At 63.7% G+C, this 11,026-nt stretch carries 11 protein-coding genes; 8 read left to right on the top strand and 3 right to left on the bottom strand.

Translation table 11 applies throughout. The features are described 5' to 3' along the window. Together ahcY and A3764_RS07455 are read right to left on the bottom strand one after the other, a co-directional pair. Window positions 1–1,373 (bottom strand): adenosylhomocysteinase (gene ahcY / locus A3764_RS07460; RefSeq protein WP_067951406.1); only part of this gene is annotated, 1,373 nt, incomplete at its 3' end. 68 nt (window positions 1,374–1,441) lie between these two features. Continuing rightward, window positions 1,442–1,744 carry an S-adenosyl-L-homocysteine hydrolase gene (locus tag A3764_RS07455; RefSeq protein WP_067920722.1) on the bottom strand — a complete coding sequence of 101 codons (303 nt, stop codon included), beginning with the start codon at window positions 1,742–1,744 and terminating at the stop codon, window positions 1,442–1,444. 157 nt (window positions 1,745–1,901) lie between these two features. Between A3764_RS07455 and A3764_RS07450 the strand changes: the two genes are divergently transcribed. Both A3764_RS07450 and A3764_RS07445 read left to right on the top strand, forming a co-directional pair. Continuing rightward, window positions 1,902–2,498, top strand: coding sequence for an HD domain-containing protein (locus A3764_RS07450; RefSeq protein WP_067920720.1), 597 nt, complete (start codon window positions 1,902–1,904; stop codon window positions 2,496–2,498). Further along, window positions 2,495–2,974, top strand: coding sequence for a GNAT family N-acetyltransferase (locus tag A3764_RS07445; protein ID WP_067920718.1), 480 nt, complete (start codon window positions 2,495–2,497; stop codon window positions 2,972–2,974). The genes A3764_RS07450 and A3764_RS07445 overlap by 4 nt, the downstream gene beginning before the upstream one ends. A 10-nt stretch (window positions 2,975–2,984) precedes the next feature. Here the strand turns inward: A3764_RS07445 and A3764_RS07440 are convergent, their stop codons facing one another. Then, on the bottom strand, window positions 2,985–3,533 hold the full coding sequence (locus tag A3764_RS07440) for an ActR/PrrA/RegA family redox response regulator transcription factor (RefSeq protein ID WP_150120646.1): 549 nt from the start codon (window positions 3,531–3,533) through the stop codon (window positions 2,985–2,987). A gap of 228 nt (window positions 3,534–3,761) precedes the next feature. On the opposite strand from A3764_RS07440, the gene regB reads away from it, so the two are divergent. The 6 genes from regB to addB all read left to right on the top strand — a co-directional run. After that, complete coding sequence (gene regB / locus A3764_RS07435) at window positions 3,762–5,156, top strand: sensor histidine kinase RegB (protein ID WP_067920716.1); 1,395 nt, start codon at window positions 3,762–3,764, stop codon at window positions 5,154–5,156. 96 nt (window positions 5,157–5,252) lie between these two features. Further along, window positions 5,253–6,767, top strand: a complete 1,515-nt coding sequence (locus A3764_RS07430; RefSeq protein WP_236628122.1) for a PAS-domain containing protein — start codon at window positions 5,253–5,255, stop codon at window positions 6,765–6,767. 58 nt (window positions 6,768–6,825) lie between these two features. After that, window positions 6,826–7,299 carry a tRNA (adenosine(37)-N6)-threonylcarbamoyltransferase complex ATPase subunit type 1 TsaE gene (gene tsaE, locus A3764_RS07425; protein WP_067920712.1) on the top strand — a complete coding sequence of 158 codons (474 nt, stop codon included), beginning with the start codon at window positions 6,826–6,828 and terminating at the stop codon, window positions 7,297–7,299. Beyond that, window positions 7,296–8,303 (top strand): aminoglycoside phosphotransferase family protein, encoded by a 1,008-nt coding sequence (locus tag A3764_RS07420; RefSeq protein WP_067920710.1) that lies wholly within the window; start codon window positions 7,296–7,298, stop codon window positions 8,301–8,303. Before tsaE ends, A3764_RS07420 begins: the two co-directional genes overlap by 4 nt. Continuing rightward, window positions 8,279–8,971 carry a nucleotidyltransferase family protein gene (locus A3764_RS07415; RefSeq protein WP_067920708.1) on the top strand — a complete coding sequence of 231 codons (693 nt, stop codon included), beginning with the start codon at window positions 8,279–8,281 and terminating at the stop codon, window positions 8,969–8,971. The genes A3764_RS07420 and A3764_RS07415 overlap by 25 nt, the downstream gene beginning before the upstream one ends. Continuing rightward, window positions 8,964–11,026 (top strand): double-strand break repair protein AddB (gene addB / locus A3764_RS07410; RefSeq protein WP_067951404.1); only part of this gene is annotated, 2,063 nt, incomplete at its 3' end. The genes A3764_RS07415 and addB, both read left to right, overlap by 8 nt.

The raw sequence follows: 11,026 nt of genomic DNA, 5'->3' as shown, positions 1-11,026 counted from the left end.
TCCGGCTTGAAGGGACCCTCGGGGGACACGCCGATATAGGCGGCCTGCTCCGGGTCGAGCTTGGTGAGTTTCACGCCGATCCGGTCGAGATGCAGGCGCGCGACCTTTTCGTCGAGATGCTTGGGCAGGATATAGACTTCGTTCTTGTACTCGTCGCCTTTGGTCCAAAGCTCGATCTGTGCCAGCACCTGGTTGGTGAAGGAGGCGGACATCACGAACGACGGGTGCCCGGTGGCATTGCCGAGGTTCAGAAGACGCCCCTCGGACAGCAGGATCAGACGATTGCCGTTCGGCATCTCGATCATGTCCACCTGTTCCTTGATGTTCGTCCACTTGTGGTTCTTCAGTGCGGCAACCTGAATTTCGTTGTCGAAATGGCCGATGTTGCCGACGATCGCCATGTCCTTCATCTCGCGCATATGCTCGAGGCGGATCACGTCCTTGTTGCCGGTGGTGGTGATGAAGATATCGGCGGTATCCAGCACATCCTCCAGCAGCACCACCTCATAGCCGTCCATCGCGGCCTGAAGCGCGCAGATCGGATCGACCTCCGTCACTTTCACGCGGGCCCCGGCCCCGCGCAGGGACGCGGCAGAGCCTTTGCCGACATCGCCATAGCCCATGACCACGGCAACCTTGCCCGCCATCATCGTGTCCGTGGCGCGGCGGATACCGTCCACCAGCGATTCACGGCAGCCGTATTTGTTGTCAAACTTGGACTTGGTCACGCTGTCGTTCACGTTGATCGCGGGGAAGGGAAGCTGCCCGTCGCGCACCAGCTGATAAAGCCGGTTCACGCCTGTCGTGGTTTCTTCCGACACGCCCTTGATCTGGTCACGCATCTTGGTGAACCAGCCGGGGGAGGCTTCCATGCGCTTCTTGATCTGCGCCTTGATGACAGTCTCTTCTTCGGACTGAGGAACAGGGATGATGTCTTCGCCCGCTTCCGCCCGCGCACCCAGAAGCACGTAGAGCGTCGCATCGCCGCCATCGTCGAGGATCAGGTTGGGGCCTTCGTCGAACATGAAGGATTTGTCGAGGTAATCCCAATGCTCTTCCAGCGTCTGTCCCTTCACCGCGAAAACCGGCACACCGCTTTCCGCGATCGCGGCGGCGGCATGGTCCTGGGTGGAGAAGATGTTGCAGGACGCCCAGCGCACATCAGCGCCCAGCGCCGTCAGCGTTTCAATCAGAACCGCCGTCTGGATTGTCATATGCAGAGAGCCGACAATGCGCGCGCCTTTCAGCGGCTTGCTGTCGCCATATTCCTCGCGCAGCGCCATGAGACCCGGCATTTCGGTCTCGGCGATGTCGAGTTCCTTGCGGCCATAGGCCGCCTGATTGATGTCTTTTACGATATAGTCCTTGGCCATGCAGCACCTCTAAAGATCAGCTTGGATGCCGCCTATCACCTTGTAAGAGACTACTCAACTGAGCGGGATCAATCCGCCAGCGCCGCGAAGATGCGCTCGTTCGCCATGCCGGCCATCCAGTCTTCGCCCTGCGCTTCGACGCAGGAGTTGCCGTCGGACAGCGTCTTGAGGATGGTCCATGTGCCGGTTGCATCGGAAACCCAAAGCTGTGTGTTGCCCTGATCCTGACCCTTTACGGGCCGTTCGCCATACCAATCGATCAGCGCGGCGCGCATTTCGTGGGTCGGCATGCAGACTTCCTGCGCAGATGCGGAACCGGTAACCGAAAGGGTGGTGAGGGCTGCAAATGCGGTAACGAAAAGCGGTTTCATGGGTTTCTCCTTCCCCTCATCAACGCGCCTAGGCGCGGGTGGTTCCGAATCGCCTGCCCGCCCGGTCTGACTGTGCCTTCGAGGCCAAAGGGGCAGCCTGCTTTTCCCGGTGATCCATCGCCGCTAAACAGGACCTCACGCAAAGGACGAACTGCAGATGACTCGTACACCCCGCGCATGGCAACGCATGCTTTCCGGTCGCAGGCTCGACCTTCTGGACCCGACGCCGGTGGATATCGAAGTCGAGGACATTGCCCATGGTCTCGCCTTCGTCGCCCGGTGGAACGGGCAGACCCACGGGGATTATGCCTATTCCGTGGCCGAACACTCGCTTCTGGTGGAAACGGTATTCGGGCGCATCGCCCCCCGCGCCCCGGCCAGATGGCGGCTCGCCGCGCTTTTGCACGACGCTCCGGAATACGTGATCGGCGATATGATCTCGCCGGTGAAGGCGGCCGTTGGCCCGGGCTACCGCGCGCTGGACGACCGGCTTACCGCGGCGGTTCACCTGCGGTTCGGCCTGCCCGCCAGCCTTCCCGTACGTGTCAAACAGCAGATCAAGAAAGCCGACCGGGTGAGCGCGTGGATGGAAGCCACCCAGATCGCCGGCTTTTCCGAAGCGGAATCGACCCGCTTTTTCGGGCGGCCCGACCCGGCGCTGGTCGAGGGGTTGGACATCGTGCTGCGCCCGCCCGTCGAAACCCGGCGCGCCTTCACCGACAGGCACGCCACCCTGTTGCGGGACATGTCGTGATCCACATTCGCCGGGCCGGTGCGCTGGACGCGGCGCCCATGGCGGAGTTGCTGAACGCGATCATCGCCAAGGGCGGAACGACAGCGATGGTCGACCCGGTCACAACCGCGCAACTCCGCGAACGGATGCGCCTGCCGGGGGCCGCATGGCATCTGGCGGAAGATACCCAAGGAACGCTGATGGGGTTCCAGTGGATCGAACCGCATCCCGATCTGCCTGAGGGCGGTGTGGACGTGGCGACCTTCGTCAGGATCGGGGAAACCGGCATCGGCATCGGCTCTTCACTGTTCGAAGAGACGCGTAAGGCAGCGAAGGACATGGGCTACACCCATATCCACGCGATCATCCGCGCCGACAATTCCGGGGGCATGGCCTATTACCAAAGCCGCGGGTTCGAGACCTACCGGCTGCTGCCGGACAGCCCGCTGGGCGATGGCAGGCGTGTCGACAAGGTCTGGAAACGATACGAGCTCTGACCGGAGAGGTTCAGCGCGGCGAGCGTTTTGCCAGTATACGCTGAAGCGTGCGGCGATGCATGTTCAGCCGCCGCGCGGTTTCTGAAACGTTGCGGTCGCAGAGCTCATAAATCCTCTGGATATGCTCCCAGCGGACACGATCGGCGCTCATCGGATTTTCGGGCGGCGGCGGAAGCGTATCGCCGTTGGCCAGCAGCGCATTCGTGATGTCATCTGCATCGGCGGGCTTTGACAGGTAATCGGTTGCCCCGAACTTGACTGCCGCCACCGCCGTCGCGATGGCACCATACCCCGTCAACACCACGATCCGCGCGTCGGGGCGTTTGTCTCGCAGGGTCTCCACCACATCGAGGCCGTTGCCATCTTCGAGCCGCAAATCGACCACGGCATAGGCCGGGGGTCGCGCTGTTGCGATGGCCCGGCCAGCCGCGACAGAACCGGCGGTTTCCACGCTGAACCCACGCTTTTCCATCGCTTTCGCAAGCCGTTTGAGAAACGGTTCATCATCATCGACCAACAACAGGCTCGGATCAGGGCCGAGATCGCTTTCATCCAACATCGCCATCATCTTTCCCGCTCATATTGATAGGCTGGGTCTTCTTGAGGTTGCATATGGCCCGACCCTCCCGCAGGTCAAACTCTCCACCCGCGAGAATACCGCCAGGATGGGGCGTGCCAACAGGTATGGGCCGATTTGTCACTGAACGAAACGAGATTATTCGTCTCTTCACGGACCTTTGGGCTATCATCCGGCAGACGAAGTAAAGAAGATCACGGTGATCCCAAGATGACGCAGGAAACCATTCGCCCCGTGGGCAGCCGCAAACGGGCCAACTGGATTCGGCTGAGAACGATGATCCTGCTGCGCTGGGTGGCAATCATCGGGCAGCTGACGGCGATTACCTTTGCGCAGACGGTCTATGATCTGCAGCTTAAATGGGGCCTGGCCTATTTCGCCATCGGGGTAAGCGTGATCGGCAACCTGATCGCAAGCTTCGTCTTTCCCGAAAACAAGCGCCTGTCGGAGCGCGAAAACCTCGCCATGGTCATGTTCGACCTGCTGCAACTGGGCTTCCTGCTGTTCCTGACGGGCGGTCTGAACAATCCTTTCGCCCTGTTGCTGCTGGGGCCTGTCACCATCTCTGCCACCGCGCTCAGCCTGCGGTCGACCGTGGTGCTTTGCGGGACGGCGATCCTGCTGGTGACGCTGCTGGCCGAAATCCATTTCCCCTTGGTCCGTGAAAACGGCCAGACGCTGCGGATGCCAGAGATCTTTGTTTTCGGAAACTGGATCGCGCTTGTTATCGCGGTGATCTTCACCAGCGCCTATTCCCGCAGGGTCACGTCGGAAATCCATTCCATGGCGGATGCGCTTGCCGCCACCCAGATGGCGCTGGCCCGTGAACAGAAGCTGACTGACCTTGGCGGCGTGGTCGCAGCGGCGGCACATGAGCTGGGCACGCCCCTTGCCACCATCAAGCTGACCAGCGCCGAATTGCTGGACGAATTGTCGGATCACCCCGAACTGGCGGAAGACGCGGCCCTGATCGGCCAGCAGGCGGACCGCTGCCGCGATATCCTGCGGGACATGGGCCGCGCGGGGAAGGACGATCTGCATCTCAGACACGCGCCGTTGATGGCCGTTCTGACCGAAGCCGCCGAACCCCATCTGGAACGCAGCAAGCAGGTGCTGTTCGATCAGACCCCCGCCGAAGGCGCGCCTCCCGAACAACCCAGCATCATTCGCAAGCCGGAGATCATCCACGGTTTACGCAACCTCGTGCAGAATGCCGTCGATTTCGCGCGGCACAATGTCCAGATCAGCGCCAGCTGGACAGAGGACTATATAACCGTGCGGATCGTCGATGACGGTCCGGGGTTTTCCAGTCAGGTACTGGGGCGGATCGGGGATCCCTATGTGCGGCACCGGCGGCTCAACCGCCTGAAACGCAGACCGGGCTACGAAGGGATGGGGCTCGGGCTTTTCATCGCCAAGACGCTGCTGGAACGAAGCGGCGCCCAGCTGAGGTTCGCCAACGGGCGCGCCGAGGCTGCAACCGATGGCATTGGCACACCGGGGCGCGGCGCGATCGTGGAGGTCGTCTGGCCCCGCGAAAAGATCAGTCCCAAGGCGGCGGAGGCCCATTCACCCATCGGACAGAACCGGCGTATCCTTGCATGACCCATGGGCGGGGTAAAAATTAGTTCAGCATTATTAAGAGTACGTTAACTAATTCGGCAAATGATTAACGGAGACGCCAGCAAACAGGTGTTTTCCGTGTCCGTCCTCGACGCCCTTATCGTTATCTCGGTCTCAGCCGCCACTGCCTTGTCGGGCCTGTGGTGGTTCGGCCGCAGCGCGCCCCGCTGCGCACCGCTGCGCAAGCCCGGCGATCCGCCCATAGAGCTACTGTTCCAGTCCGGCGTCCTGCATCACGCCAGCCCCATCGCGCTTTCCCGCTTCGGCCTTGTACCCGGGGCGCATGATTGGAGAAGCTTCCGCGACCGGATGGAGCCGGGCTTTCCGGACCTGCCGGAAACCTTCGCCGAAGGGCTGCGCGGCCGCTCTTTCATCGAGGCGCGCGATCCCGCGGACCGTCGGCGCATAGAACTCGAATGGGAGGAGCCGAACTGCTGGGTCCGCCTGCTCAACGATGTCACGGCGACGGATACGTCCCCCGAAGAGATCGCGCGCATCCAGGACCGGGCGGAGATCCTGCAAAAGACACTCGACTCAGCCCCCCATCCGATCTGGCAAGAAACCTGCGACGGGCAGATCATCTGGCGCAACGCCGCCTATGATGCGCTGCTGGCCCGGCGGCAGGACGGTGACGAGGCGAAACCGCTCTTCGATCCGGATATGGCGACCGCGCAAAAGCGCGTGAAGCTGGTGCTGGACCCTGCCGCGCCACCGGATTGGTACGACATCACGTGCAGCGCCACCGCAGACGGCATCACGATCTATCACGCCACCTGCGTCAGCGCGGTGGCAGAGGCTGAACTGGCCCAGCGCAACTTCGTCCAGACCCTTGCCAAGACCTTCGCCCATCTTTCCATCGGGCTGGCCATTTTCGACCGCAGAGGCCAGTTGGCCCTGTTCAATCCCGCGCTCGTCGACCTCACATCGCTCCCGGCGGAGTTCCTTGCCGCACGGCCCACGATCCTGTCGTTCTTCGACCAGTTGCGCGAAAACCGCCGCATGCCGGAGCCAAAGGATTATTTCGGCTGGCGCCAGAAAATCGCGGGCGTGATCGCCGCCGCGACCGACGGGCGCTACGAGGAAACATGGTCGCTCGAATCCGGGCAGACCTACAGGGTGAAGGGCCGCCCCCATCCGGACGGCGCCATCGCATTTCTGATCGAAGACATCAGCGCCGAAGTCGCCCTGACGCGGAACTACAGGGCCGAGCTTGAAATGGGGCAGGCCCTGCTCGACGTGGTGGAAGACGGTTTCGCGGTCTTTTCGTCGTCGGGCATCATGATGTTCTGCAATGCGGCCTACAGGACAATGTGGGGCCTCATGCCCGAAAGCACCTTTGTCGATATCACCGTGGCGGATTCCGTTGCGATATGGCGGCGCGGCACGACAACGCCCGCCCCTTGGGAACAGGTCGAGACTCAGTTGCTGGACCTTGGCGGCCCCCGTATGCGGGCCTTTCGCCTGCGGCTGACGGATGAACGCGTGCTGACCTGCGAGGTTCGGCAAATCGTCCCCGGTATGACGCTCGCGCGGTTCCGCGGGGCCGCCGGTATCACCGCGCCGGAAAACCCAGGAATGGCCGCCGCCGAATAGCGGGAATAGGACGCGCGATAGCGCTTGCGGCTGTCCGTCACGGCGATACCTTCGGCGCATGACGGACCGCCAGATCACCCTCTCCCTCCCCGATGCCGAAGCGACCGCCGAACGCGCGCGCACCCTTGCCCCGCAGCTTGAAGCGGGCGATGTCATCCTGCTCGAAGGGGATGTTGGCGCCGGGAAGACCCATTTCGCCCGCGCCTTGATCCAGTCGATCCTGCCGGTGCCCGAAGACGTACCCTCCCCCACGTTCACCCTGATCCAGACCTATGACAGCAGGCTTGGGCCGGTCTGGCATGCCGATCTCTACCGCATCACCTCCACCCATGAGATTGAGGAACTGGGCCTCGCCGAGGCATTCGAAAGCGCGATCTGCCTCGTGGAATGGCCGGACCGTCTGGCGGAAATCGCGCCCTCAGATGCGCTCCACCTGTCATTCACGATGGCGGATGACCTCGGCGCGCGCGATCTGCGCGCGGAATGGAACGCCGCGAAATGGAATGACAAGCTGGCGGGCTGGCGCAGATGAAGGATGAAGACGCCAACCGGATCGACGCATTCCTCGCCCGTACCGGCTGGGAACAGGCGCGGCGCAACGTCATCGCGGGCGATGCCTCCAACCGCAGATACCTGCGGCTGATGATGGGCGATGGGCGGCGGGCGATCCTGATGGACGCGCCGGCAGGCCAGGGCAATGATACGCGCCCCTTCATCGCAATCGCCGAACATCTAACCTCCCACGGGCTATCGGCACCCGCCATTCTGGCCGCCGCGCCTGAGCAGGGGTTGCTGCTGCTCGAAGACCTCGGCGATGCGCTCTTCGCCCGTGAAATGAATGCCGATCCGGACCGGCAGGAACCGCTCTATCGGGCGGCGACCGACCTGCTGGTGGCCCTGCACGCCCTGCCGGTCCCCGAGGTGCCCCCCTGCGACGCAGACTGGCTGATCGAAATGACCGCACCGGCGTTCGAATGGTATGCGCCCTCCCCCAAGGCAAAAGCGGATTTCGAAGCGGCATTGGCCCCGATGGTCCACAGGCTCGCCGCGAAGGAAAAAGTGCTGATCCTGCGGGACTACCACGCCGAAAACCTTCTGTGGCTGCCGGAACGTGATGGCGTGGCGCGGGTCGGACTGCTGGATTTTCAGGATGCCCTGCGAGGGCATCCCGCCTATGACCTCGTCTCGATCCTGCAGGACGCACGGCGGGATGTCCCCACGGCGATTGAAACGCAGATGATCGCCCGCTACACGGAGCATACATCGCGGGACACGACAGACTTCGCCCGGGATTACGCCTTGCTTGGCATGCAACGGAACCTTCGGATATTGGGATTGTTCGTGCGGCTCTGCCAGCGCGACGGGAAACCCCAATACATCGACATGATCGCGCGGGTGTGGTCCTATCTTCAGCGCAATCTCGATCATCCCGACCTTGCCGAACTCAAGCGTATCCTGCGCCCCGCCCTGCCCGACCCGACGCCAGACCGACTCGAAAGCCTGAAAAGCCGATGCGCGACACTCCCGACGCTGTAATGATGTTCGCCGCCGGTTTCGGCACGCGGATGAAGCTGCTCACCCAGGACCGCCCCAAGCCCATGATTCCGGTGGCGGGCAAGCCGCTGGTGGATCATGCGCTTGAACTGGCCCTCGCGGTCGGACCCCGGCAAATCGTCGCTAACCTGCATTACAGACCCGAAATTCTGGAGGATCATCTGGAGGCGCGCGGCGTCGCGACGGTGCTGGAAACGCCGAATATCCTCGAAACCGGGGGCGGCCTGCGCAATGCCCTGCCCCGGCTGGGGGACGGCCCGGTATACACCATGAACACCGATGCCATCTGGGCCGGCCCCAACCCGCTGGCGCTTTTGCGCGCGGCTTGGGATCCGCGCCGCATGGACGGGCTTTTGATGCTGGTGCCGCGCGATCATGCAGTGGGGCACAGCGGATCGGGGGATTTCATTCCGGACGACGGCGGAAAGCTCCGGCGCGGGCCGGGTCATATCTACGGCGGCATCCAGATCGTCCGGACGGAGGGGCTGCACCGGATCGACGAGCCCAAATTCTCACTCAACAAGCTGTGGGACATGATGCTGGACGAAGGGCGGCTCTACGGTATCCCCTACCCCGGCCAATGGTGTGACGTGGGCCAGCCGGAAGGCATAGAACTGGCCGAGCGGATGCTGGCAAACACCCATGTTTGAGCCTTCTGCCGAGCCGCGCGTCTTTGGCATCGCGCCGGGCGTGGATTTTCCCGCCGAACTGGTCGAAGGGCTGCGCGACAGGATGGCGGGGCAGCCGCCGCACGCGATGGCGCGGGTGGATCTCCTCGTCAACACCACCCGCATGCGCCGCCGGTTGCGCGCTCTTTTCGATGCGGGCCCCCCGGGGCTGCTGCCGCGCGTCCTGCTGGTAACGGAACTGGACGGGCTGGTGCCCGGCATCACCGCCGCGCCGCCCGTGCCGCCCCTGCGACGGCGACTGGAACTGACCAGGTTGATCGGCGGCCTGCTGGAGGCGGCGCCCGAAATCGCGCCGCGCTCCTCGCTTTATGGGCTGTCGGATTCGCTCGCCGCCCTGCTGGATGAGATGCAGGGAGAAGGCGTGACTGCTGCGGATATCGCGGCGCTCGACCTGTCGGTTCAGTCGGGCCACTGGGAACGGACCCAGCGTTTTTTGCAGATCGCCGATGCCTACCTTCGCGCCGAAGACACCCTGCCCGACAGCGAAGCGAGGCAGCGCCAGCTTGTCGAACGGATCATTGCCCATTGGCGGGAAGCGCCCCCCGCCCATCCCGTCATCCTCGCCGGATCGACCGGCTCCCGCGGGACCACGGCACTGCTGATGGAGGCGATCGCGCGTTTGCCGCAGGGCGCGGTGGTGCTGCCCGGTTTCGATTTCGAGATGCCGACCGCGATCTGGAACGCGCTGGATGACCAGCTTTTGTCACAGGATCATCCGCAATACCGCTTTCATCACCTGATCCGGCAGTTGCAACTGCCCAGCGCGGCGGTCCGCCGATGGGCCGGGACCAAGCCGCCCAGTACCGCACGCAATGCGCTGGTTTCGCTGTCGCTGCGCCCGGCCCCCGTCACCCACGCCTGGCTGACAGAGGGGCCGAAATTGAAAGATATCGCCGGTGCGACGCGGGATCTCACCCTGATCGAGGCGGATACCCCCCGCAAAGAGGCGCTCGCCATCGCTTTGCGACTGCGCAAGGCGGTGGACGAAGGAAAGACGGCAGCGCTCATCACGCCTGACAGGATGCTGACACGGCAGGTCACCTCGGCGCTGGATCGGTGGGACATCCTGCCGGATGACAGCGCCGGTACGCCGCTGCAGCTTTCGCCCCCGGGGCGGTTCCTGCGCCATGTCGCAGCCCTGCTGGCAGAGCCATTGGATGCCGAGGGCCTGCTGACGCTGCTCAAGCACCCGTTGACCCACAGCGGGGCGGATCGCGGCTATCACCAGTTGCACACCCAGCGGCTGGAAATGGCGATCCGTCGCACGGGCCTGCCCTACCCCGACGCCGCCGGTCTGCACGGCGTGGCGGAAACCGCGGCGGAAGGTCTGGAGGACCCTGTTTCTTTCACGCGCTGGGCGGACTGGGTGGCAGCCACCCTGACCGGACGGAAGACCCAGGGGGAACGACCGCTCACCGAATGGGTGGCGCTCCACCTCGATCTGGCCAGCCGCCTCGCTGCAGGGCAGGACGGGCCGGAGGCGGGCGAGCTGTGGCAGAAGAAGGCCGGACAGAAAGCGCTGGGCTGCATGACGAACCTGCAGGAACAAGCGATCCACGGCGGAATGATGGGGCCGGGCGATTACGCCGATCTGCTGGGCGCCCTGCTGTCGCAGGAAGAGGTTCGGGACAGGGACGCGCCACGCAGTGACGTGATGATCTGGGGCACGCTCGAAGCGCGCGTACAGGGGGCCGATCTGGTCATTCTCGGCGGGCTGAACGATGGTGTCTGGCCCGAAGCCCCGGCACCGGACCCGTGGCTGAACCGCCAGATGCGGCTCGACGCGGGTTTGCTTTTGCCGGAACGGCGGATCGGGCTTTCCGCGCATGACTATCAACAGGCCATCGCCGCGCCCGAGGTTGTGCTCAGCCGGTCCCTGCGGTCGGACGAAGCGGAAACCGTCCCCTCGCGCTGGCTGAACCGGCTCGGTAACCTGTTGCAGGGTCTTCCCGAACAGGGCGGTAAAGCCGCGTGGGAAGACATGCGCGTCCGGGGCAACCGGTGGCTCGCGCAGGT

Origin of the sequence: Sulfitobacter sp. HI0129, assembly GCF_001635395.1 — a bacterium.
Classification (GTDB): domain Bacteria; phylum Pseudomonadota; class Alphaproteobacteria; order Rhodobacterales; family Rhodobacteraceae; genus Sulfitobacter.
The sequence above is the reverse complement of the archived record's forward strand: the minus strand, read 5'-3'. Positions and strand labels throughout refer to the sequence as shown.

What these genes read in the sequence shown, in the direction of transcription:
- A3764_RS07455 (WP_067920722.1), bottom strand. Translation starts at nt 1,744, where the DNA reads ATGAAACCGCTTTTCGTTACCGCATTTGCAGCCCTCACCACCCTTTCG.
- A3764_RS07420 (WP_067920710.1), top strand. Translation starts at nt 7,296, where the DNA reads ATGAAGGATGAAGACGCCAACCGGATCGACGCATTCCTCGCCCGTACC.
- tsaE (WP_067920712.1), top strand. Translation starts at nt 6,826, where the DNA reads ATGACGGACCGCCAGATCACCCTCTCCCTCCCCGATGCCGAAGCGACC.
- A3764_RS07440 (WP_150120646.1), bottom strand. Translation starts at nt 3,533, where the DNA reads ATGTTGGATGAAAGCGATCTCGGCCCTGATCCGAGCCTGTTGTTGGTC.
- regB (WP_067920716.1), top strand. Translation starts at nt 3,762, where the DNA reads ATGACGCAGGAAACCATTCGCCCCGTGGGCAGCCGCAAACGGGCCAAC.
- A3764_RS07450 (WP_067920720.1), top strand. Translation starts at nt 1,902, where the DNA reads ATGACTCGTACACCCCGCGCATGGCAACGCATGCTTTCCGGTCGCAGG.
- A3764_RS07415 (WP_067920708.1), top strand. Translation starts at nt 8,279, where the DNA reads ATGCGCGACACTCCCGACGCTGTAATGATGTTCGCCGCCGGTTTCGGC.